General features: G+C 28.3%; 25 protein-coding genes. 12 read left to right on the forward strand and 13 right to left on the reverse strand.

Features of this window, described 5'->3' with window-relative positions:
• From AACT_RS02555 to AACT_RS02590, 8 genes are all read right to left on the reverse strand, one after another.
• Entirely contained in the window at positions 1 to 1,437 is a 1,437-nt protein-coding gene (locus AACT_RS02555; protein WP_172124694.1) for an NADH-quinone oxidoreductase subunit G, read from the reverse strand.
• 32 nt (positions 1,438 to 1,469) lie between these two features.
• The gene (locus tag AACT_RS02560) at positions 1,470 to 2,756 is read right to left on the reverse strand and encodes a citrate synthase (RefSeq protein ID WP_172124696.1); all 1,287 of its coding nucleotides are present in this window, start codon (positions 2,754 to 2,756) and stop codon (positions 1,470 to 1,472) included.
• Positions 2,757 to 2,790: 34 nt separating this feature from the next.
• The gene (gene nuoF, locus AACT_RS02565; protein ID WP_172124698.1) at positions 2,791 to 4,041 is read right to left on the reverse strand and encodes an NADH-quinone oxidoreductase subunit NuoF; all 1,251 of its coding nucleotides are present in this window, start codon (positions 4,039 to 4,041) and stop codon (positions 2,791 to 2,793) included.
• A complete protein-coding gene (locus AACT_RS02570; protein ID WP_172124700.1) occupies positions 4,038 to 4,517 on the reverse strand; it encodes an NADH-quinone oxidoreductase subunit NuoE family protein in 480 nt (159 codons plus the stop codon). Before AACT_RS02570 ends, nuoF begins: the two co-directional genes overlap by 4 nt.
• Positions 4,517 to 6,151: an NADH-quinone oxidoreductase subunit D gene (locus AACT_RS02575; RefSeq protein WP_172124702.1), complete on the reverse strand. Its 1,635-nt coding sequence runs from the start codon at positions 6,149 to 6,151 to the stop codon at positions 4,517 to 4,519. The genes AACT_RS02570 and AACT_RS02575 overlap by 1 nt, the downstream gene beginning before the upstream one ends.
• Positions 6,144 to 6,659, reverse strand: coding sequence for an NADH-quinone oxidoreductase subunit B (locus tag AACT_RS02580; RefSeq protein WP_172124704.1), 516 nt, complete (start codon positions 6,657 to 6,659; stop codon positions 6,144 to 6,146). The genes AACT_RS02575 and AACT_RS02580 overlap by 8 nt, the downstream gene beginning before the upstream one ends.
• Positions 6,650 to 7,012, reverse strand: coding sequence for an NADH-quinone oxidoreductase subunit A (locus AACT_RS02585; RefSeq protein ID WP_172124706.1), 363 nt, complete (start codon positions 7,010 to 7,012; stop codon positions 6,650 to 6,652). The genes AACT_RS02580 and AACT_RS02585 overlap by 10 nt, the downstream gene beginning before the upstream one ends.
• A 128-nt stretch (positions 7,013 to 7,140) precedes the next feature.
• Entirely contained in the window at positions 7,141 to 8,313 is a 1,173-nt protein-coding gene (locus tag AACT_RS02590) for a MalY/PatB family protein (protein WP_228720520.1), read from the reverse strand.
• Between the two features lie 90 nt (positions 8,314 to 8,403).
• Here AACT_RS02590 and AACT_RS02595 point away from each other — a divergent pair, with 90 nt between their 5' ends.
• Positions 8,404 to 10,215, forward strand: coding sequence for a menaquinone biosynthesis decarboxylase (locus tag AACT_RS02595; protein WP_172124708.1), 1,812 nt, complete (start codon positions 8,404 to 8,406; stop codon positions 10,213 to 10,215).
• A 58-nt stretch (positions 10,216 to 10,273) separates the two neighbouring features.
• Here AACT_RS02595 and AACT_RS02600 read toward each other — a convergent pair whose 3' ends face one another.
• Together AACT_RS02600 and AACT_RS02605 are read right to left on the reverse strand one after the other, a co-directional pair.
• Entirely contained in the window at positions 10,274 to 10,741 is a 468-nt protein-coding gene (locus AACT_RS02600; protein ID WP_172124710.1) for a threonine/serine exporter family protein, read from the reverse strand.
• Between the two features lies 1 nt (position 10,742).
• A complete protein-coding gene (locus AACT_RS02605; protein WP_172124714.1) occupies positions 10,743 to 11,516 on the reverse strand; it encodes a threonine/serine exporter family protein in 774 nt (257 codons plus the stop codon).
• Positions 11,517 to 11,642: 126 nt separating this feature from the next.
• Here AACT_RS02605 and AACT_RS02610 point away from each other — a divergent pair, with 126 nt between their 5' ends.
• Genes AACT_RS02610 through AACT_RS02630 form a run of 5 tightly spaced genes read left to right on the forward strand, consistent with a single transcriptional unit; the run spans position 11,643 to position 14,537 of the window.
• On the forward strand, positions 11,643 to 11,975 hold the full coding sequence (locus AACT_RS02610; protein WP_172124716.1) for a hypothetical protein: 333 nt from the start codon (positions 11,643 to 11,645) through the stop codon (positions 11,973 to 11,975).
• On the forward strand, positions 11,953 to 12,588 hold the full coding sequence (locus AACT_RS02615) for a type III pantothenate kinase (RefSeq protein WP_228720521.1): 636 nt from the start codon (positions 11,953 to 11,955) through the stop codon (positions 12,586 to 12,588). The genes AACT_RS02610 and AACT_RS02615 overlap by 23 nt, the downstream gene beginning before the upstream one ends.
• Complete coding sequence (gene hisG / locus AACT_RS02620) at positions 12,566 to 13,174, forward strand: ATP phosphoribosyltransferase (protein ID WP_172124718.1); 609 nt, start codon at positions 12,566 to 12,568, stop codon at positions 13,172 to 13,174. Before AACT_RS02615 ends, hisG begins: the two co-directional genes overlap by 23 nt.
• Positions 13,174 to 13,872 (forward strand): class I SAM-dependent DNA methyltransferase, encoded by a 699-nt coding sequence (locus tag AACT_RS02625; protein WP_172124720.1) that lies wholly within the window; start codon positions 13,174 to 13,176, stop codon positions 13,870 to 13,872. The genes hisG and AACT_RS02625 overlap by 1 nt, the downstream gene beginning before the upstream one ends.
• A gap of 59 nt (positions 13,873 to 13,931) precedes the next feature.
• Entirely contained in the window at positions 13,932 to 14,537 is a 606-nt protein-coding gene (locus AACT_RS02630; RefSeq protein ID WP_172124722.1) for an FmdE family protein, read from the forward strand.
• 33 nt (positions 14,538 to 14,570) lie between these two features.
• On the opposite strand, the gene trpS is transcribed toward AACT_RS02630, so the two are convergent.
• Positions 14,571 to 15,533, reverse strand: coding sequence for a tryptophan--tRNA ligase (trpS, locus tag AACT_RS02635; RefSeq protein ID WP_172124724.1), 963 nt, complete (start codon positions 15,531 to 15,533; stop codon positions 14,571 to 14,573).
• Positions 15,534 to 15,581: 48 nt separating this feature from the next.
• Positions 15,582 to 16,865, reverse strand: a complete 1,284-nt coding sequence (locus tag AACT_RS02640) for a TAXI family TRAP transporter solute-binding subunit (RefSeq protein ID WP_172124726.1) — start codon at positions 16,863 to 16,865, stop codon at positions 15,582 to 15,584.
• A gap of 146 nt (positions 16,866 to 17,011) precedes the next feature.
• Here AACT_RS02640 and AACT_RS02645 point away from each other — a divergent pair, with 146 nt between their 5' ends.
• From AACT_RS02645 to serS, 3 genes are all read left to right on the forward strand, one after another.
• The gene (locus tag AACT_RS02645) at positions 17,012 to 18,001 is read left to right on the forward strand and encodes a cation diffusion facilitator family transporter (protein WP_172124728.1); all 990 of its coding nucleotides are present in this window, start codon (positions 17,012 to 17,014) and stop codon (positions 17,999 to 18,001) included.
• 64 nt (positions 18,002 to 18,065) lie between these two features.
• Positions 18,066 to 18,272: a hypothetical protein gene (locus AACT_RS02650; RefSeq protein WP_172124730.1), complete on the forward strand. Its 207-nt coding sequence runs from the start codon at positions 18,066 to 18,068 to the stop codon at positions 18,270 to 18,272.
• A gap of 75 nt (positions 18,273 to 18,347) precedes the next feature.
• Complete coding sequence (gene serS / locus AACT_RS02655) at positions 18,348 to 19,586, forward strand: serine--tRNA ligase (RefSeq protein WP_172124732.1); 1,239 nt, start codon at positions 18,348 to 18,350, stop codon at positions 19,584 to 19,586.
• A gap of 323 nt (positions 19,587 to 19,909) precedes the next feature.
• On the opposite strand, the gene AACT_RS02660 is transcribed toward serS, so the two are convergent.
• Positions 19,910 to 20,278 (reverse strand): hypothetical protein, encoded by a 369-nt coding sequence (locus AACT_RS02660; RefSeq protein ID WP_172124734.1) that lies wholly within the window; start codon positions 20,276 to 20,278, stop codon positions 19,910 to 19,912.
• A 172-nt stretch (positions 20,279 to 20,450) separates the two neighbouring features.
• On the opposite strand from AACT_RS02660, the gene AACT_RS02665 reads away from it, so the two are divergent.
• From AACT_RS02665 to AACT_RS02675, 3 genes are read left to right on the forward strand one after another with little or no spacing between them, the layout of a single operon-like run.
• Complete coding sequence (locus tag AACT_RS02665; protein ID WP_172124736.1) at positions 20,451 to 20,795, forward strand: hypothetical protein; 345 nt, start codon at positions 20,451 to 20,453, stop codon at positions 20,793 to 20,795.
• 4 nt (positions 20,796 to 20,799) lie between these two features.
• Positions 20,800 to 22,035 carry a hypothetical protein gene (locus AACT_RS02670; protein WP_172124738.1) on the forward strand — a complete coding sequence of 412 codons (1,236 nt, stop codon included), beginning with the start codon at positions 20,800 to 20,802 and terminating at the stop codon, positions 22,033 to 22,035.
• Positions 22,036 to 22,039: 4 nt separating this feature from the next.
• The gene (locus AACT_RS02675; protein WP_172124740.1) at positions 22,040 to 22,339 is read left to right on the forward strand and encodes a metal-sulfur cluster assembly factor; all 300 of its coding nucleotides are present in this window, start codon (positions 22,040 to 22,042) and stop codon (positions 22,337 to 22,339) included.
• Positions 22,340 to 22,358 lie beyond the last annotated feature (19 nt).

The raw sequence follows: 22,358 nt of genomic DNA on the forward strand, positions 1-22,358 counted from the left end.
TCATACAGTTCCTTTTTCAATCATTGATTTTAGATCTTCAATTACAGTGGTAATAGATTGCATAGGATTATTTTTATTCATTTTTGAAATAACTTTTTGCTTAATTCCATTTATATTTATATAAGTTCCTGATTTTTCATAAAAAGAAGCAACTGGAATTGCTACATTTGAATATCCAATTGTCATACAATGATGAGAAAATAGAGATATTACTTTTTTGTTTTCTAGCAAGTTCGCATTATTTTCAAAATAGCTATTTTCAACTATTATTACCAATGACGCTTTATTTAATTTTTCATCAAAATACTCTTTTGACTCATCAATTTGCAGTTCTTTAAAAGCTGCTCTATTTGCAGTTCTATCATTTGTTCTTAAATAATCATCAGCAAAGCTTTCATCAAAAGTATTTGGAGAATATCCTGATACATCAACATTTAATTTTGATGCTAAATTTTTTACATTTTGCATTTCTTCTATTGAAAGATTTGCACTTAATACGAATAAGATATTTTTGTTTGTTGTTAGTTCTTTAAACATATTAGTAATAGTATTATCCACATTAGTTTCATTTTTATTTACTAATGGTGTTTCAAATCTATTATTAGCTTCATTTGTATAAGAAAGTCTTCCTTCATCACAAATGAAATGTCCATTAACATTTTTATTTACTTTTGGTCTAAATCTGAAAATTTGGTCATCTTTATATTTTTCTTTTCTATGATCAACATAAATACTACATCCTTTTGAACAACCATTACAAATGGCATCAAAAGTTTCTAAAAACCAAACTCTTTGTTTAAATCTAAAATCTTTATTTGTTAATGCTCCAACTGGACAAATATCAATAACATTCATAGCATAAGGATTATCAAGTGGCTTTCCAGGGAAAGTTCCAATAACTGAGTGATCAGCTCTACTGATTACTCCTAGTTCATTTGTTTTTGTTATTTGTGAACAAAATCTTACGCATCTAGTACAAAGTACACATCTTTCTTGATCAAGCATTACATTAGAGCCTAAATCAACTCTTTTTCTTGCATGATTTTTTGCATTTACATTTACTCTTGAATCATAAAAACCTGATTCCATATAGTAGTCTTGAAGTTTACACTCTCCTGCTTGATCACAAGTAGGGCAATCTATTGGATGATTTATAAGTTCAAGTTCAAGAATATCACGTCTTACTTTTTCAATATTCTCACCTTGAGTTCTTACAATCATTCCAGCTTTTACAGGTGTGTCACATGCAATTTGAGGTCTTTTTTGACCTTCAATTTCAACCATACACATTCTACAGTTTCCATCTTTTCCTAGGGCTTGATGATAACAAAAATGAGGAATATGAATATTTTCATCCAATAATTTATCAATTAGCAAGCTGCCTTTTGCAGCTTGCATTTGTGCTCCATTGATTGTAATATCTACAATTTCACTCATATATCATTCCTTGCCTTAAGTTTTATTTTTTCTTAGTTTCCTGTGTATAATTGTCTTGGTCTTGCAATTTTATGTTTTGGATCTTGTTTTAATTCAGACCATTGTGCTAACCATCCTGGAGTTCTACCAATAACAAAGATTGGTGTAAACATTGCAGTTGGGATTCTAAGTGCAGTTAAGATAACTCCTGAATAGAAGTCGATATTTGGATATAGTCCTCTTTCAATAAAGTACTCGTCACTTAAAGCAGCTTTTTCAACAGCAGCAGCAATATCAAGTAATTTAGAATCAAGTTTTAACTCTTCTCTTAATTTATCTTGTAATCCTTTTAAAGTTTCAGCTCTTGGATCTCTGTTTTTATAAACTCTATGTCCGAATCCCATTAATCTGAATGGGTCATTTCTATCTTTTGCTTTAGCAATATAAGTTGGTACATTTTTAACATCACCAATTAATCTTAATTGATCCATTACTTTTTCATTTGCACCACCATGCGCAGATCCCCATAATGCAGAAATACCAGAAGCAATAGCAACATAAGGGTGAGCTTCAGTTGAACCTACGTTTCTTACAGTTGTTGTAGATGCATTTTGCTCATGATCTGCATGTAAAGTTAAAATTGCATCAAGTGCATCAATTTCAACTTGTTTGATTTCGTCATTTACACCATCACCTAAATATTTCATTTTTCCACCTGGATATGCTCTTAACATATATAAGAAGTTTTCTGTGAAGTATTTATTTACATCTGGGTAAATTAGTGGAGTACCAATAGAATTTCTATAAGCCATCGCAGCAATAACAGGCATTTTAGCTAAAATTCTTCTTCTCATCATTTTAAATTCTTCTTCATCTTCTAAATGTAAGTGATCTTTGTAAAATGCTGATAAAGCCATAGTAGCAGCTCCCATTGTTGCCATTGGGTGAGCACCATCTGGTAATGCATCAAATAATCTAATAATTCCTTCATTTAAGAAAGATCTATGTCTAATTTCTAAATCAAAGTTTTTTGAAGCTTCAGGAGTTGGAAGTTTCCCTCTCATTAATAAATAAGAAACATCTAAGAAAGAGTGTTTACCAGCAAGATCTGCAATATCATAACCTCTATATCTTAACTCTGAGTTTTCCCCATCAATAAATGTGATTTTAGATTCACAAGATGCAGTTGAAGTATAACCTGGGTCGTAAGTAAACATTCCAGAATCTTTGTAAAATGTAGAAATATCTACAACGCTAGGTCCTCTTGTTCCATCAATAATATTATATTCGAATGATTTGCCATTTCTGTTGTCAGTTAATGTCATTGTGCTTTTTGCCATAAATTTCTCCTGTTTATTAAATTAAATTTTAGTTTTAGTTTTTAAAATATATATTAAATTCTTGTGGGAATTTTCTTACAATACTTTCAATAATATCTTTTACCGCTGGAGCAAATACACAGATTGTTTTACCATTCATTGTACTGCACACATCAAGTATTGTATTTAAATCTTCACTTGAACCATCACCATTTAAGATTTTTCCTAAAATCTTATCAATCCATCCTGTACCCTCTCTACAAGGTGTACATTGTCCACATGACTCGTGGTGATAAAATTCAATTAGATTTTTAGCTACATCAACCATAGATGTATCTTCATCAATAACTATCATCCCTCCTGTACCTAAAGTTGAACCAATATCCCACATAGATTCATAATCTAATACTGCCTTTTCCACTTCATCTGCAGTTAAGATAGGGCAAGATGAACCTCCTGGAATGATTGCTTTTAATTTTTTTCCTTCAATCATTCCACCACCTAGAACGTTTAGAAAATCAATCATTTTGTTTCCATATGCCATTTCATAAACACCTGGGTTTTTCACAGGCCCTGAAATTGCAAATAGCATTGTTCCAGGTGATTTAGGAGTTCCATATTTTGTATACCCCTCAGCTCCATTTTCTACAATATTTGGCACACTTGCTATTGTTTCAACATTATTTACAGTTGCTGGATTATCAAAGAACCATTCACACTCTTTACCATGTGGTTTAAGTCTTGGATGTCCACGTTTTCCCTCAAGTGATTCAATTAATGCTGATTTTTCTCCACAAATATAAGCTCCACCACCTCTATGAACTGTGATGTCTAGTTTAAAGTCATATTTGTTCATGATTTTATCACCAATTATTCCAGCTTCGTAGGCTTCTTTTATCGCAACATTCACTCTATCTGAGAAAAATTTATATTCACCTCTGATATAAATATATGCATGATGTGCATTTATTGCATAACAAGTGCAAATAATTCCTTCTATTAAAAGATGTGGGTCATATTGAAAAATTTGTCTATCTTTAAAAGTCCCTGGTTCTGATTCATCCCCATTTACAATTAAATATGCAGGTCTTGGATCATTTTTAGGCATTAGTTCCCATTTTGGACCACAAGCAGCTCCCCCTCCACCTTTTCCTCTTAATCCTGATTTTGTAACTTCAGCAGTTACTGCATCAGGAGTCATAGAAAATAGTTTATCTATAGAAGAATATCTTCCATTTGCAAGAGCAACTTCAAGTTTATGTGAATCTGGAATATCAAAATTTTGACTTACTATTTTTGTTATCATTTTTTACACTCCGCAATTAACTCATCAACTTTTTGATTAGTTAATTTTTCATGATATTGTCCATCAAGTGCAAACATTGGTGCTCCACCACAAGCACCAAGACATTCAACTTCGCTTAGATGAAACAATCCATCTTCACTTGTTTGACCTGGTTCTATGCCTATTGTTTGTTTTATATGATTTTTAATATCTTTTGAACCACATAACATACATGATAGAGTTTTACAAAGTTCAATATGGTGTTTTCCAATTGGTTTTAAATTAAACATAGTATAAAAAGTTGCTACTTCATATACTTGAATTGGAGTTTTTCCTAATCTATCCGCCACATAAACCATAGCTTCAGGACTCACCCAAGCTTCTTGCTCTTGAACTAGCCATAATGCTGGTAACATAACTGAATCAATTACAGGATATCTACTTACGTATTCTTGAAATTTTATTTCATTTTCGCTTGAAAATTTAAATGTACTCATTATCTATCAAACTCCCCTGCAATAAAATTCATACTTGCCATTGTAACAACAGCATCTGCTAACATTCCACCTTCAACTATTTTTGCATAAGCTCCAAGTGCATAAAAACAAGGAGGTCTGCATTTAACTTTATAAGGTCTACCACTTCCATCACTTACAATGAAAAATCCTAATTCACCATTTCCACCTTCAGTTGAAGAATAATATTCACCTTTTGGAACTTTTATACCTTCAAATGTAAGTTTAAATTGATTCATTAAACCCTCAATATTTCCATAAACATCTTTTTTAGAAGGAAGTAAAATTCCAGGAGCATTTACATTTATAGCACCATCTGGTAATTCACGCATAGCCTGTCTAATAATTCTGATTGATTGTCTCATCTCTTCAAATCGACACATCATTCTGTCATAAACATCACCATGACTTCCAATTACCATATCAAAATCAAAATTTTCATAACCATAATAAGGTTTGTCTTTTCTTAAATCATGAGCAACACCGGCTGCTCTTAAATTTGGTCCAGTAATTCCATAATCAAGTGCAAAATCAGCTTTTATAACGCCAACATCTTGCGTTCTATCATGGAAAATCTTATTATGTGCAATTAATGATAAAGCATCATCAATAGCTGTTTCTGTTTCTTTTAATACAACTGCTAAATCTTCATTAAAGCCATCATATAAATCAAACTCTAAACCACCAATTCTTGTATAAGTATTTGTTAGCCGTGCACCTGTTAATTTTGATAATAAATCATAAGCTTTATCACGTGGTGCGAATAAATACCAGAAATTTGTAAGTCCACCAAGGTCAACCATATTTGCAGCATTACAAACAAGATGATCTATTATTCTACTTAACTCACCAATGATTACTCTTATCATTTTAGCTCTTGGCGTAATATCAATTTTTAGCATTTCTTCAACTGCTTTTGAATAACCAATATTATTTAAAATAGCACTACAATAGTTTAATCTATCTGTATATGGAATAATTTGAGAATAAGTATGATTTTCACAAGATTTTTCAAAACCTCTATGTAAATATCCAATCTCTGTTACACAAGCTGTGATTGTTTCACCTTCCATAGCAACAAAGTTTCTAATTGTTCCATGTGATGCTGGATGTGATGGTCCAACATTTAAAAGCATTAAGTCATTGATATCTTCAGCTGTATAACCTTTTGAAGTAAGTAGTGGATGCATTTCATCCATTAAATCTTCAGTTTGAGTACAGATTTGACCCTTTGTGATTTCATAATCTTTTCTTAAAGGATGCCCAACAAATTGATGATGATTTAAAACTCTTTTTAAATTTGGATGACCTTTAAATTTAATACCATATTGATCAAAAGCTTCTCTTTCAGCCCAATTTGCAGCAGCATATATATCACTAATTGTCTCAAGTTCTAAAGTATCATCATCAATAAATGACTTTACAGAAATTTGATTTTTAAAACTTGTATCTCTTAAAATATAAACTGCTGCAAATCTACTAGGTGTAACATCTGGAAATTTCAAATAATCAATAATAGTAATATCTAATAAAGTCGTGTAATTATCTTCATTTTTTAATTTAGAAATTGTAGATTTAATATCATTAGCTTCAATTAACATATCACATTTAAGCATCTAAAATTCCTTTAAACTCTTTAACTCTATCTTTTATAACTGAATCGCTTTGAGCTTTTTCTTGAATTCTCATAATTGCATCAAGAACAGCTTCAGGACGAGGTGGACAACCTGCAATATACTCATCAACAGGAATTATTTGATCAATTCCTTGCAAAGTAGTATAGTTATCATAAAATCCACCAGAACAAGCACATGCTCCCATAGAAATAACCCATTTAGGTTCACACATTTGTTCATATATTTTTTGTAAAATTGGTGCTTGTTTATATGAGATTGTTCCAGCAACAATAAGTAAGTCTGCTTGTCTTGGCGAAAATCTTACAACTTCTGCTCCAAATCTTGAAAGGTCATATTTAGCCCCTGCAACACTCATAAATTCAATACCACAACAAGCTGTTCCAAAAACCATTGGCCATAAAGAATAAGATCTTCCCCAGTTTACTGCGTGATCAAGTCTAGTAGTAACGATAGAATCGCCAAATTTTGATTCAACTCCTAATCCCATGATAATGCCTTTTTCTTGTAGATATAAATTAAACCTGCAAATAATAATCCCATAAAAATAAACATTTTAAATAGTCCATAATAACCAAGTTCTAAAATATTTATTGCCCAAGGAAACATGAAAATAATTTCCACATCAAATAGTAAAAATGAAATTGCAACTAAATAAAATTTAACTGAGAATCTTATATTTGTTGTTCCCACCGGATTAGAAACACCACTTTCATAAACAGTGTTTTTAATTTTTGAATTCTCATTATTTGGTCCCACAAATTTTGACAATGCGAACACAGAAACAAGAATTAGGCCAATGGCTACAAAAATAACAGAGGCTAGAATTAATTCAGTTGACATTTTCTTCCCTATTCATTAATTTTAATATTTGATTGTACACTATTTTCTATACATAATAAAGTTTTTCAATTATTTATAATTGATAATCCTAATAGTGAGAAAAAAGGTAATACTTTGCTATCTTATTGCTACTTAAAACTAACAGATAACTGATTTAATGCTATCTCTAGGGCTTTTCTACTAAGTGCAGTGTTCAATCTAAAATATTTATTTCCATTGTTACCAAAAGAAACACCATCATTTAAAGCAATTTTTGATTTTCTTAATAATAGTTCTTTTATCTCTTCATGGGATAGATTTGTCTGTATAAAATTTAACCAAATTAGATAAGTTGCTTCAGGAATTTGAAAATCAATTTTCAAATTGTTTTCTTCTAAATATTTTTTTATAAATAAAATATTACCCATAATATAATCTTTTAATTGTTCAACAAATAAAGCTCCATTTTCATAAGCTGCTTTTGTTGAAATGTATCCAAAAAAGTTCACTGAATGAATCTCTCTTTTATGTGCTATTTTTTTAAATCTATCTAAAATAAAACTATTTTTACTTATAGCATATGCGCAGTTTAAACCTGCAATGTTAAATGTTTTTCCTGCACTATTTAAAGTAATTGTTTTTTGTGCTATTTTTTCGCTAATTGAGGCAAGTGGAATAAACTTTTTAAAAGTAATATCACTATGAATTTCATCTGAAACAATTATAATATCGTTCTTTATACAAATATCAGCTAGTTCTTCAAGTTCTTCTTTAGACCAAACACGGCCAACTGGATTGTGTGGAGAACAAAGAGCTAAGATTTTTGTTTTAGGTGTAATTTTACTTTTTAAATCTTCTAAATCCATAGTGTAATAACCATTATCATTTTTTAGCTCATTAATTACTACTTGTCTATTATTTGCACTTATACATTTAAATAATGGTGGGTAAATTGGAGTTTGAACTATTACTTCATCCCCTTCTTCACTAAATGCTTCAATGCAGGCACTATAAGCTGGAACAACACCATTTATCATAAAAATATCTTCTTTATCTATATTCCAATTATGTTGATTTTTTTGCCATGAAATAATTGATTGAAATAATCCATCACTTTCTACACTATATCCATAAGAAGCATTTTGTGCTGCTTTTATGATTTCATTATTTATAAAATCAGGTGTTTTAAAGTCCATGTCTGCAACCCAAAGTGGATTTAAATCTTTATATCCAAAATATTTTTCTAATCCATCCCATTTTGTACAATTTGTATTTTTTCTAATTATCTCTTCATCAAAATTGTATTTAATATTATCAAGCATATTCAAAACCCCTATTATAAACTATTTTTTATTGATAAAATGATATAAGATTTATACTAATTACCTTATTAGGTTTACTTTGGGGAAGAAATGAAAGAAGCAATTGAACTACTAAAAAAGAATAATTTACTAAAAATTATAGATGATGAACTAGATATTTATTTAGAAATTCCACATGTTGCATATGTTGAAGTTAAGACAGATGATTCTAAAGCAATTTTATTTACAAATGTTGTAGACAGAAAAAACAATAAAAAATTTGATATTCCAGTTTTAATGAATGTATTTTGTAATGAAAAAGCTGTAGAACTTTTTATAGGTGATGGAGATAAAATAGGAAATGAAATTCAAAGCCTATTAAAAATGAAACCACCAACAACTTTTAGTGAGAAACTATCAACTTTTGGAAAACTATTTGCTCTTAAAAATACAATTCCTAAAAAAAATAAAGGGAAAGGTGAGTGTCAAGAAGTTATAAAACTTGGAAGTGATGCAAAACTTTCAGATTTACCAATCCTTACTACTTGGGAACAAGATGGTGGCCCTTTTATTACTATGGGACAAGTTTATACAACATCTTTAAATGGAGAGTTGAAAAACCTTGGAATGTATAGACTTCAAGTTTATTCTGATAATACTTTAGGTCTTCATTGGCAAATACATAAAGACTCAAATCACTTTTTCCATGAGTTTAAAAAAGCAGGTAAAAAAATGCCAGTTTCTATTGGTATTGGTGGAGATCCTATGTATATTTGGTGTGGACAAGCACCACTTCCTATTGGAATTTTTGAGTTAATGCTTTATGGTTTTGTAAAAAATAAAAGTGCACAACTTGTAAAATCAATTACAAATGATATTTGGGTACCTAAAGATAATGATTTTATTATTGAAGGTTTTGTAGACCCTTCAAAAATGAGAATAGAAGGACCATTTGGTGATCATACAGGTTATTATACACTTGAAGAAGAGTATCCATTTATGGAAATTACTGCAATTACAAGTAAAGCAAAACCTACATTTTTAGCTACAGTTGTTGGAAAACCTCCTTTAGAAGATAAATATATGGGACATGCAACAGAGAGAATTTTTTTACCATTATTAAAAACAACTGCACCTGATTTAATAGATTATTATATGCCTGAAAATGGTGTTTTTCATAATTTGATTTTGGCTAAAATTAAAACACTATATCCAGGACATGCATCTCAAATGATGCACGCATTTTGGGGAGTAGGGCAAATGAGTTTTGTAAAACATGCAGTTTTTGTAAATGAAGATGCACCATTACTTACAGATCATCAAGGAATAATGAAACATATTTTAAATAGATTAAATATTGATGATATGTTAGTTACAAAAGGTGTAGTAGATGCCCTTGACCACTCAAGCCCAAAATTTGCTGTTGGTGGAAAACTAGGACTTGATTGTACGGGTGATGAAATAGCAGAATTAGGAATTACTCTTTTAGAAGATAATGAACTTTTAGAAAGAATGAAAGCAATTACAAGTGAAGTAAAAGATTTAAAACAATACTTTACTGATACAAAAAACCCAATTGCAGTAATAAGTGTAGAAAAAACAAGAAATCAAAAATATCTTTTTGAAGATTTAAAACCATTATTTGAACATATTAAAGTTTTAATAATTGTTGAAAGTAATAAAAATGATGTAAATAACTCTTATATGTTAGTTTGGAGAGTAGCAAATAATATAGATTCAAATAGAGATTTATTTATTGATGGACATACTATGTGTTTAGATGCAACAAATAAAAATGCCTTTGATAATTTTAATAGAAGATGGCCTGATGATGTTGATTGTTCAAAAGAGGTTATTGAGTCACTAAGAGAGCGAAAAATTATAGATGTAAGTGATGAGTTTATAAATAAATTTTATCTTTAAAACAAAAATCAAACACTAAGGAATAAAAGAGAAGAGCATTGCTTTTCTCTTTTTTTTACTAAATTACGGGTCTGTTTAATCTCATATAATACAAAGATGTAAGAGCCAATCCAAATGTAATAGCTCCTAAAATAGATAATGCTTTTAGAAAGTTTTCAATAAATAATTCTATTAATTCAGGGCTAACTCCATGAGAATTCATATCAACTAAGCTTATCATTGCAGTAAATGCATAAGTTCCTGGAATCATGGGAATTATGGATGCAACTGAATAAACAGGTCTTGGAATTAGAAATTTTCTTGACCAGCTAAGTGTAATAAAACCAATAGAAGATGATGCTATAAAAGTTGATAGTTCAATTGAAAGACCAAGCTCCATTGAAATATTTCTAATAATATAAGTTATTGCTCCACCTAATGCACAAAAAATCAAAGTATGCTTTGGAACATTAAATAGCATTGCAAAACCAGTTGAAGCAATACTTGCAAATATAGATTTAATTAAAATATCAAAAATTATTTCCATCTTACCATCCTTTGATATTTAAAAGTGACATAGCTAATACAATTCCTGATGAAGAAGCTATTGTTAAAATAATCGCTTGTAACCATCTTCCCCATCCCATACTTAAATAACCTTTGAAGGCATCTAAAAAAGAGTTTACAAAAGGAACCCCAGGCACTAATAGTAAAACACTTGAAGCTAAGACAACATTTGGAGTTGTACTTAAATTAAATAAAATTGACAAACTAGCAAGGCAAGTTGCAAGAAAAGCAGTTATTCCAAAAGTAATAATCATTACAAATCTTTTTCTATTTAGTTCTTGTCTAATAAACATAGCAATACTTGCAACTGCAAAGGTTATAAAAAATGCATTAAAATCGCCATTTTGTAGATTTGAAAATGATGCACATGCAAAACCTACCATAAATACAACTAACCATCTATTATAAAGATTTGGTTTTATATTTTTCAAATAATTCATCACATAATTTGCATCGTAATTATTTCTCTCGATTTGAATAACCATTTTTTGAACATCACAAACTATAGACATATTAATAGGTTTATGATGAACTCTTCTAGTTGTTGTAACAGATTGATTATTGTATAAAGTTGTTAATACAATGGCAGCTGGAATTAATGACATTTCAACAGAATTCATTCCTAAAGCAGTACCTAATCTTTGGGCTGTTTGTTCTATTAAAATACTCTCTGCACCAAACTCTAGCATCAGAACTGCTGCTTTTATAATGGCTTGTGTGATTTTTGTTTGTTCTTCTTGTGTTATTTCTTGCATATTTCTTTATTTTTAATATTAATTTTTTAGAATTATAACTAAATAAGTTAGCAAATATATTTGCTTTGTGTATAAAATTTAATAAAAAGAGTTAATTAGATATAATTTTTTAAATAAAGGGATATATTGAAAAAATTAACAACATACTATACAAATAAAAATATACTTTTTAAAGATATAAAACAAGTACTACCAAAAGAATTAGATTCTAGAAAAAAAATAGATATTTACGCTGCAACAAGTGTTGATTCAAATTTTCATGCAATATTTATTGTTGATTCTAAAAGTAGATTTATTAGAAAAAGTGCAAATGATTTGATGGAACTTTGTGAAAAATTAGCAAGTCATTTAGACCATAATTTTAAAAAGAAAGAACTATTGATTTCTAGCCCATTATGCTCAAAAGCAAAAGAGTATTTAAAACAAAATAATTGGAGTGTTAGAGTTGATTTTATGTGATATTGGAAATACAACTTTTCATTTTTTAATAAATGGAAAACATAAAAAATATTTTCTTGATGAAAAGATTCCTGTCTTTGATGATGAAGTATATTATATATCGGTAAATGAAAAAGCAAGTAAAAAATTGCTAAAAAATAATCCCACATCAAAAAACATAGAAGAAATAATCAATTTTAAAACTTCATATAAAGGTTTAGGAATAGATAGAGCGGTTGCATGTTGTTCTTATGAAGATATTGTAATTGTAGATGCCGGAAGTGCAATTACTGTTGATATTATGGAAAAAGGAATTCATCAAGGGGGATTTATACTTCTTGGAATTAGAAGTTTTATATCAAGTTATCCGAAAATATCAAAAAAATTGAAATTTTCTTTTGAAAAAGATATAAATTTAGATAAAATACCGCTTCAAACAAAAGATGCCATACAATATGCTATGTTAAAATCTATCATTTTACCAATCAAAGAAGTAAGTTTTAATAAAAATATTATATTTACAGGTGGTGATGGACTAGTTTTGAGTAAATATTTTGAAAATAGTGTATATAAAAAAGATTTAATATTTGAAAATATGAAAAGGATAATTGATGCTAACAATTGCATTGCCTAAGGGAAGAATTGCTGAAGAAACTCTTGATAAATTTGAAAAAGCTTTTGGTGAAAAATTTATTTTTGAAGACAGAAAATTAATACTAGAAAAAGCTGGATTTAGATTTTTAAATGTAAGAAATCAAGATGTACCAACTTATGTAATGCATGGAGCAGCTGATTTAGGTGTTGTTGGCCTTGATGTACTTGAAGAAAAAGAGTACGACTTAATTAAGCTTTTAGATTTACAACTTGGACGTTGTAAAGTTGCTTTTGGATTAAGAGCAGGTGAACAATTAGACTTTAATAAAAGTAAAATTACGATTGCTACAAAACACGAAGTAATTGCAAAAAAATATTTTGAACAAAAAGCAATGGCTGTTGAAATTATTAAACTTTATGGTTCTATTGAATTAGCACCTTTAGTTGGCCTTTGTGATTGTATTGTTGATATTGTAGAAACAGGTGAAACAATGAAACAAAATGGACTTGAAGTTGGTCCTACTATTATGGAAAGTAGCGCACATTTAATTGCAAATAAAAACTCTTTTTATGCTAAAAAAGATTTAATTTTAGACTTAAAAGAAAGAATAGAAGCACACTTATAATGGGCTTAGATTTATACGCAAGGGTTGAGCCTTTTTTAAGTTTCGAAGAAGAAATTTATACATTACATAAAGAATTTCTAAAATTTATTATGGTGAATGATCTTGATAATATTATTGATATTGGATGTGGTCAAGGATATTTTTTAGAAAATTTAATGGTAAATAAAAAAACTGCTTTTGGAATTGATTTAAGTGTTGAGCAAATAAAAGCTTGTGAAGAGCGAAATTTAAATGCCAAAGTTATAGATTTAGCTGATGTAAAAGAGAAATTTGATTGTGCAACAGCTATTTTTGATGTATTAAATTATATTCCAAAAGAAGATTTAAAATCATTCATAACTCAAGTAAATATTGTTTTAAATCAAGGTGCTTATTTTATTTTTGATGTAAACTCTCTCTTTGGATTTGAAGAAGTTGCTCAAGGATGTATTACTATTGACCTTGAAGATAAATTTATATCAATAGATGCAAACTTTGAAAACAATAAACTCCAAACGGATATCACTCTTTTTACCAAAGAAAATGGCGGCCTGTTTTCTAAAGAGAGTGATTCTATAATCCAAGAATATCACACAAAAGAGTTTTTAAGAAAACTTCTAAAAGAGTGTAATTTTGAAATTCAAGAGATAAAAAAGTTTAATTTACATACAGATGAACATGCTGATAAATTAATCTTTATTTGTAAAAAAATAGCCTAACACAAAATATTTTGAACTTTGTTGTTAGTGCAAATAATACTAACAAAAAGGTTTAAAATATGACTTATCCACAATTTTTCAATAATATCCCAACAATAAAACTACAAGACGATTTAGCTTACCTTCTAGGCGCTTTTGAAGATGGACTAATAGAATTTTCATATTTGGATGTAGTAAAAAGTGCAGGGCATTCATGTCCTACTGTTCTTGGAGCTTATCTTATGACACTTCAAGGTTTAAAAGCCTTACATGAAAATGAAATAGCAAAACGTGGTAATATCTTAGTTGAATTTAAAGAAAAGCAAATAGATGGAGTTGCAGGCGTAATTGGAAGTGTAATTACAAATATAACGGGCTCTACAACTACAAATGGTTTTAAAGGACTAGCAGGAAAACATGATAGAAATAATTTAATGAATTTTGAAAAAGATATAAGTGGAGCAAGTGTAAGATTTACAAGACTTGATACACAAAAAAGTGTTGATGTTTTTTATAATGCAAGTATGATTTTACCACATCCTTCTATGAACTCTTTAATGCAAAAATGTATTCAAGGAAGTGCAACAAATGAAGAAAAAATAGAGTTTGGAAAAGTTTGGCAAAAAAGAGTTGAAGATATTTCAAATAATATCGAAGAGGTTATAAAAGTAAATATAAAAGAGTAAAACTCTTTTATATTTTAACTTTTACATTTTAATTTAAATTAACCCCACAGCATCTCTAATAATTTCCATTTTAGCAGCTGCAATTTTTTTAGCTTTACTAGCTCCAAAAGCTAAAATATCTTTTACTTCTTTTGGATTATTTAAAAGATGTTCTCTTTTTTGAGCATATGGCTCAAAGTGTTCATTGATTTTATCTAATAGTGTCATTTTAAAATGACCATAACCTTCACCTGGCGTTGCATATCTTTGTCTTAAAGATGCTAATTCGTCTTCTTTCATAAATAGCTTAGATAAAGTATAGATATTACAGTTTTCCCACTCTTTTGCTTCATTTAATTCTTTTGAGTCAGTTACTATCCCCATAACTTGTTTTTTTATTGTTTTTGCTGGACCAAACATATCAATTGTATTGTTATAAGATTTTGACATTTTAGCTCCATCAGTTCCTGGAACTGTTGCAACATTCTCATCTACTTTTGATTCAGGTAATACTAAAATATCTCCATAAGTATGATTAAAACTTGTTGCAATATCTCTTGTCATTTCAACGTGTTGAATTTGATCTTTTCCAACTGGAACTATATTTGAATCAAATAATAAAATATCAGCAGCCATTAAAACAGGATATGAAAATAGCCCATGATTTGCTTGAATTCCTCTTGTTGTTTTATCTTTGTAAGAGTGGGCTCTTTCTAAAAGTCCCATAGAAGTATGATTTGATAAAAGCCAGTAAAGCTCTAAAACTTCTTTTACATCATGTTGTACCCAAAAAGTTGATTTTTCTGGATCCATTCCAAGTGCTAAAAAATTCACGGCTGCTTCAAAGATGTTTCTTTCTAAAAACTCTTTATCTTTTACTGAAGTTAATGCATGATAAGAAGCAATAAATGCAAATAACTCTCCATCATTTTGAGATTCAACCATTTTTTTAATCATTCCAAAATAGTTTCCTATATGAATTGTTCCTGATGGTTGAATACCTGATAAAATTCTCAAATCAAATTCCTTATAATTTTTGGTTTATTATATCTAAAGTAGCTAAAATTAATTAGAAGCTAATTTCATATTTATCTTTGAAATTATTAACTCTAAATGCATTATTAAATCATAATATTCACCCATATAAGAAAGTGGAACTTTTGTTTCTGCTTTTATCTCTTTTTTTAATGCGATAATTTTTTCTAAATATTTTTTTAACTCTTCATTTTTAGCATCTTCTGCTTCTAAATCAATTTTATGTATTTCTTCATACCATTTATAGATTTTTGATCTAATACTCCATCTATAAAGTGGGAAAAATCCTTTTGATAAAGGAATCATCAAAGTAATAAGTGGAATTAATAAAATCTTTAATCTATCAATATTTGAAGCAATCCAGTATGGAAATATTTTCTCAAGCCAAGTATCACCATAAGTGAAATACCTTTGTGCATCTTCATTTATCTCAATAGTCAAGTTATCAATATTTGGGAACTGATTTTGTGTTTCAAATAAGCCTTTTTTATTATGAATTCTTTTTATTTCTTTTAAAATAAGTCTAGTTAATTCATCTGAAAAATCATCTCTTACAATAAGATTTGCAGTTGTAGAAAGAAGATTTATATCTTGGCTTGGAAGATTTTTATATAAATCAATTGTTCCTTCATAAATTGGAGTAGCTTCTAAAAAAGAGTATTTTCTACTATAAGCTTTTGCTCTTTTAAAACTAAACAGACTTATATCTGGATTTTCTAACAACTCTTTTATAACATTTGAATTTGGAGAACTAACTATAAACATAGCATCAATTTCGCCTTTTATTAGTAAATCTTTTGCTTCTTGTGTTGAATTATAAAGAAGTTGTGAATTTTTTTTATTTATTCCGTTGTCATTTAATATTTTTAAAGCTAAATCTTCTGTTCCACTTTTTTCTTTTCCAATTGATATTTTTTTTGAAATTAATTGAATAAGATAATCCATTTTGTATGTATCATTTTTATAAAATATCCATAAAGGTTCATAATATATTGAAGCAATAGCTTTTATATGTGTTTGTTCTTTTAACTCATCGATTCCATTTTGAATAAAAGCTATATCAGCTTTTTTATCATTTAGAAGTTGAATATTCTCCATAGAACCATTTGATGTAAGAATATTTACTTTAACTTTTTGTTTTTCTAATATCTCTTTATATTTAAGTGCAGTTTGATAGTATTCTCCATCAATTGAACCTGTAGCAATTGTGATTTCTTTTTTTGAACTGGGTTCTATAAACTTTGAAGTTAAATAAAAAGATGCAATAACTAAAAGCAAAATAGGAATTGATACAGTAAAAAAATTATATTTCATAGGAACTCTTTAATAATTTGAATTTTTATCTCTTTTACTTTAGTTAAATATTTATTAGATATTACTAAAATATAAGGGAATAGATTATGTAAACATTAAGTATTAGTAATATAATATGGGAAAAATCGAATAAAACGGAAAATAAAATGTACAACTGTAAATTTGGATTAAATGAGCATAAACCTCATTTAGAAAATAAACATTCACATGATTGTTCTCATTCTCATCATAAACATGACAATCTTACACATACACATGAACATCATCACGAGCATGATCATGGACATTCTCATGATCATAGAGGAACTGATAAAAAATTACTAAAAATTGCACTTGTAATAACTATTATAACAATGCTAGCAGAATTTATTGCAGGTTTTATATCAAACTCTTTAGCATTAGTTTCAGATGCAATTCATATGTTTACACACTCATTTGCCCTTTTAATCTCTTTAATAGCAATAATAATTGCAAGTAAAAAAGCGCCTTTGAGTAAAACGTTTGGATTTTATAGGGCTGAGGTTTTAGCTGCATTTATAAATGGAATTACTATTGTTCTATCAATAGTTTGGATTTTGTATGAAGCAATACATAGATTTCTGAACCCAGGTGTAATAGATATAAAAATAGCAATGATAGTGGCAATTATAGGTTTAGTTGTAAATATTATTACAGGTGTTATATTAATGCAAGGTGATAAACATAATGTAAATTTAAAATCTGCATTTGTACATATGTTAAGTGATGCTTTATCATCTGTGGCTATTATTATAGGCTATATTATAATTTATTTTACTTCATGGTATTTTATTGATATTATTTTAGCAATAATTGTAGCGATAGTTATTGGAAAATGGGCCTTGGATATACTTAAAAGTTCCACTAATACTTTGATGGAAAGTTCACCTATTGATATACAAGAGGTTCAACAATTTATTGAAAAAAATGAAAATGTTATTGAACTTCATGATATACATATTTGGGAGATTACTCAAGATATGTATAATATGACAGCCCATGTGAAAATAGATAAAAAATCATTAGATAAATATGAAGAACTTTTACATGAAATAAATCATGGCTTGAAAGAAAAGTATAAAATTGTTCATACAACATTCCAATTTGAATGGGAATAAACTTTATTAAAAGAAAGTTTTATTTCTTTATGATACAATTGCGAAAATTTAATAAAGGATAATAATGGCAGCTATAATAGTTGAAAGAGCATGTGGATGCTTTAGAAATTCAGATTTCCAACAAGAAACACAATGTGAAACTGTAGACGAAGCATTAGCAAAAGCGGATGAAATGTGTATAATAATGAATGAAGATTTTTGTCACAAACATAAATTCAAAACTGAATATGTTGATGGAAATGTAATGATTAAAATGGTAATGAACGGATAAATTTAGAATATCATCTAATCTCTTTGTAGAATTTTTTAGTTATAATTCAAAAAAATATAATTACAAAGAGCAAAGATGATAGATATTAAACTACTACAAAAAGACTTCGAGTATGTTGTAAATGCCTTACAAAGAAAAGGTGTAGACAACGAGCTTTTAAATAACCTAAAAACACTTGCATCTAATACAAAAGAAAAACGACAAGAGATGGAAGACGTTACAGCTGAGCAAAACTTACTTTCAAAAGAGTTTGGAAGATATAAAAAAGAGAAGCTAGATGTTGCTCCACTTCAAGAAAATATAAACAATCTAAAAAATAAAAAACAAGAGTTAGAAGAACAAGTACGAGTTTTAGAAGATGAATTAACTTCTATTATTTTAGGTGTTCCAAATATGCCTGATGAGTCTGTTCCAAGTGGTGCGGATGAAAATGAAAATATTATTTTAGAAGTAGTTGGCGCAAAACCAACTTTTTCTTTTGAGCCAAAAGAGCATTGGGATTTAAATAATGGTTGGATTGACTTTGAAAGAGGTGTAAAAATTGCAAAATCTAGATTTGCAGCATTAAGAGGTGATGGAGCAAGACTAGAACGTGCTTTAATTAACTATATGCTTGATTTTAATCGTGAGCGAGGTTTCCAAGAGTGGTATGTTCCATTTATGGCAAACTCAAATACTCTTCAAGGAACAGGGCAACTTCCAAAATTTGCTGATGATTTATTTAAAATTGAAGGTGAAGATTTATATTTAATCCCAACTGCTGAGGTTTCTTTAACTAACTTATTTAATGATGAGATTTTAGAAATTGAAGAACTTCCAATGTTACTTACTTCTTATACTCCTTGTTTTAGAAAAGAAGCAGGAAGTGCAGGGCGAGATACAAGAGGATTAATTAGGCAACATCAATTTGATAAAGTAGAAATGGTAGCAATCACATCACAAGAACAATCAAATGAAGTATTTGAAAAAATGGTAGCATGCGCAAGTGATTTATTAACATCATTAGGACTTCCTCACCAAAAAATGCAATTATGTACAGGCGATTTAGGATTTAGTGCTGCTACAACTATCGACTTAGAAGTTTGGTTACCTGGACAAAATAAATATAGAGAAATTTCATCAATTTCAAATACAAGAGATTTCCAATCAAGACGTGCAAAAATCAGATATAAAGAGGGTAAGAAAAATATCTTAGCTCACACTTTAAATGGTTCATCACTAGCAGTTGGAAGAACATTAGTAGCTATTATGGAAAATTATCAAAACGAAGATGGAAGTGTTAGAATTCCAGAAGTACTTAAAAAATATATGTAAATTAATTTTTACATATAAAGCAAAAAGGGAAAAGTTATTAAAACTTTTCCCTTTTTTTATTTTTATTCTGAATTTTCATAAAATAATAAATTGTATAAAAATAAAATCCAAAATATTTTGTTTTTATCTAAATTGAAAAAGAAGTTCTATCTTAAAAAAAATCGTCACAAGTGCTATAATTTTTAACTAAGGAGAGAGTAAGTAGACAAAACTTCTTATCTGATGAAAGTATACACACTTGAAACTTAAAGAATGCTATTTTAATGCTACGTTTCTAAAGAAATATTTAAATTTGTGAATTAATATTCATCTTTGATAATAACTTATTTGATAAAAACCTTTGTGTCATATAATTTATTATTAATTCTTACTTCAAAATAACCCTTTTCAACAGTATAATGTTTAAAAGTTATTTCTTCTGCTATTTTTATTTTATGTTTATTATAAACAAAAATAGATTTTTCAAAGTGACCTAATGAATTTCCTATTTTTACTTGGACTCTTGCATGTGGGATATTCCCAAAAACTACGATTCTTGAATAGCAAATATTATTGTAATCCTTGTTTGTTATTCTTTTATGTTGAATATTTTCACCCTCTCCTTTTTCATCAAAAATTCCAATGGCATAAGCTTTAATATCAGAAGCATTTAAAAAAAGGTTTATAAATAAAATGAGTGTTAATATTTTCATAGGATTATTTTACAATTTATTTGTGAAGAGTTTGTATAAATTGTATATAATTTATAAGAAGCTTAAGTTAAATAAATATTTTCATATTAATTCTGAATATATTGATAGTTATCAATGAATTAATTATTTTAATGGGTTATCATTCTTGTAATTTATATTATAAGGATAGAAAATGATTATTCCACAAAATGCAAAAGAAATAAATGTTGAAGGTGCAACAGTTCCATTTTTTAAAGATGAAGATGCTTATTATTTTGATTCAAGTTTAACAGGACCACCAGAACCTATGGTTAATGCAATGGTTGGACTTCAACTACTTGATGATAAACACAAATTAGTAATGATAAATCACAAACCTCCTATGGGATTATTCCCAAAAATTCAGAATTCATTTAAATATGAAATTGTTGAATTAGAAAATGATAAAGTAGCAGTGACATTTATAAAAAAAACTAATACAACTGTTAATTTAAAAAATATTGATACTTCTTGTAGTGGGACAGGGTGTTCTCACTAATATTATGAATATTTCACAGCAATTTGCCCCACCATTTAAATTAGTAGGTTCTTTTTTTGTAAGTGCAATGCTTATACTATTTATAAGTGTTGCTTTGCTATTTGATTTTGATATAAATTCTTTGCATAGCCAAAATACTTTTGTTTTATCATGGGTGCATTTATTTTTATTAGGTTTTGTGATGATGAGCATATTTGCTTCTATGGCACAATTATTACCTGTTGTTTTAGAAGTGGAGCATTTTTCTATTGATTTATATTATGTTGTAAATCCTTTACTAGTTCTTGGTACGATTTTAATATTTCTTGGATTTTATAAATATCCTATGATTTTATCATATGGTGGTGTTATTGTATTTATATCATTTTTTATTTTTTTATTTGAAAGTTTTTTGACAATTAAAAAAGTAAAGAAATTAAATTTTTTATCAAGCACTGTTTTAGTTGCTAATATTTTTTTATTATTTGGGTTGATAGTTGCAATTATTTTATCATTTGCTTATAGTGGAAATTTGCAATTAAATATAAAAGCTTTGATGCTTTCTCATATTTACTTAGTATTTGTGGGATATTTAGGTATTACTATTCTTTCAATGAGTTATATATTGATTCCTATGTTTTGGCTTTCCCATTCATTTAATAATATATATTTAAAATTGGCATTTTATAATATTAGTATTGGTGTTATTTTAGTAGTTTTTAGCCAATTATTTGAATTTGAAATTATTGAATATCTGGGCTATTTTGAAGTTTTACTTGGATTTATACTTTTTATTTATCAGTTATATCTGATTTTTATAACAAAAGTTAGAAAACAAAAAGATATATATTATAAATATATTGTTGTTTCAGTTGTGAATTTTATAGCAGCTTTGATTTTAGTATGTGTTTATTTTATTGTTTTAAATGATTATATTTTAGTTGTTGCTGGATTTATATTTTTACTTGGGTTTTTAACTCCAATTATTACAGCACATTTATATAAAATAATTCCATTTTTAGTATGGTTTCACAGATTCGCACCATTAGTAGGTAAACAAAAAGTTCCTATGTTAGCTGATATGGTACCTGAAAAAAGTTCTGAATTTGGCTTTGTTTTTTATATCATAGGTTTTGTTTTGAGTTTAATAGCATTTAGTTTAAGTAGCGATATTATATTTAAATCAGCTGTTAGTTTTTTATTTATTGGAACATCTTTTATAATTAAAGATGTTTTTTATATCATAAATTTTAAAGGATAATTTTATGTACACAAAAGAAGAAATTTTTAAAGCAGTATCAACTGTAAATGACCCAGAAGTTGGCTTTAATCTTGTAGAGATGGGTCTTATTTATGATGCTGTTTGTGATGAAAAAATGAATGTAATTGTTACCATGACACTTAGTACAAAAGCTTGTCCTCTTCATCAAATGATTATTCAATGGGTTGAAGAAGCAGTTATGAGAGAGCTTGATAAAGTTGAACATGTGGAAATAGATTTAGTTTGGGAGCCAGCTTGGAATATTTCAATGGCAAGTGATGAAGTAAAACAAAAACTATCTTAGTTTGTTTTACTTAGATTTT

Origin of the sequence: Arcobacter acticola, assembly GCF_013177675.1 — a bacterium.
Lineage (GTDB): Bacteria > Campylobacterota > Campylobacteria > Campylobacterales > Arcobacteraceae > Aliarcobacter > Aliarcobacter acticola.

Bases quoted from the DNA above. Each gene is read 5' to 3' on its own strand.
- AACT_RS02570 (WP_172124700.1), bottom strand. From the start codon at position 4,517: ATGAGTACATTTAAATTTTCAAGCGAAAATGAAATAAAATTTCAAGAA.
- AACT_RS02585 (WP_172124706.1), bottom strand. From the start codon at position 7,012: ATGTCAACTGAATTAATTCTAGCCTCTGTTATTTTTGTAGCCATTGGC.
- AACT_RS02625 (WP_172124720.1), top strand. From the start codon at position 13,174: ATGGGCTTAGATTTATACGCAAGGGTTGAGCCTTTTTTAAGTTTCGAA.
- AACT_RS02630 (WP_172124722.1), top strand. From the start codon at position 13,932: ATGACTTATCCACAATTTTTCAATAATATCCCAACAATAAAACTACAA.
- AACT_RS02560 (WP_172124696.1), bottom strand. From the start codon at position 2,756: ATGGCAAAAAGCACAATGACATTAACTGACAACAGAAATGGCAAATCA.
- serS (WP_172124732.1), top strand. From the start codon at position 18,348: ATGATAGATATTAAACTACTACAAAAAGACTTCGAGTATGTTGTAAAT.
- AACT_RS02640 (WP_172124726.1), bottom strand. From the start codon at position 16,865: ATGAAATATAATTTTTTTACTGTATCAATTCCTATTTTGCTTTTAGTT.
- AACT_RS02580 (WP_172124704.1), bottom strand. From the start codon at position 6,659: ATGGGATTAGGAGTTGAATCAAAATTTGGCGATTCTATCGTTACTACT.
- AACT_RS02645 (WP_172124728.1), top strand. From the start codon at position 17,012: ATGTACAACTGTAAATTTGGATTAAATGAGCATAAACCTCATTTAGAA.
- AACT_RS02670 (WP_172124738.1), top strand. From the start codon at position 20,800: ATGAATATTTCACAGCAATTTGCCCCACCATTTAAATTAGTAGGTTCT.
- AACT_RS02675 (WP_172124740.1), top strand. From the start codon at position 22,040: ATGTACACAAAAGAAGAAATTTTTAAAGCAGTATCAACTGTAAATGAC.
- AACT_RS02555 (WP_172124694.1), bottom strand. From the start codon at position 1,437: ATGAGTGAAATTGTAGATATTACAATCAATGGAGCACAAATGCAAGCT.
- AACT_RS02665 (WP_172124736.1), top strand. From the start codon at position 20,451: ATGATTATTCCACAAAATGCAAAAGAAATAAATGTTGAAGGTGCAACA.
- AACT_RS02575 (WP_172124702.1), bottom strand. From the start codon at position 6,151: ATGCTTAAATGTGATATGTTAATTGAAGCTAATGATATTAAATCTACA.
- AACT_RS02660 (WP_172124734.1), bottom strand. From the start codon at position 20,278: ATGAAAATATTAACACTCATTTTATTTATAAACCTTTTTTTAAATGCT.
- hisG (WP_172124718.1), top strand. From the start codon at position 12,566: ATGCTAACAATTGCATTGCCTAAGGGAAGAATTGCTGAAGAAACTCTT.
- AACT_RS02600 (WP_172124710.1), bottom strand. From the start codon at position 10,741: ATGGAAATAATTTTTGATATTTTAATTAAATCTATATTTGCAAGTATT.
- AACT_RS02650 (WP_172124730.1), top strand. From the start codon at position 18,066: ATGGCAGCTATAATAGTTGAAAGAGCATGTGGATGCTTTAGAAATTCA.
- nuoF (WP_172124698.1), bottom strand. From the start codon at position 4,041: ATGATAACAAAAATAGTAAGTCAAAATTTTGATATTCCAGATTCACAT.
- AACT_RS02595 (WP_172124708.1), top strand. From the start codon at position 8,404: ATGAAAGAAGCAATTGAACTACTAAAAAAGAATAATTTACTAAAAATT.
- AACT_RS02605 (WP_172124714.1), bottom strand. From the start codon at position 11,516: ATGCAAGAAATAACACAAGAAGAACAAACAAAAATCACACAAGCCATT.
- AACT_RS02590 (WP_228720520.1), bottom strand. From the start codon at position 8,313: ATGCTTGATAATATTAAATACAATTTTGATGAAGAGATAATTAGAAAA.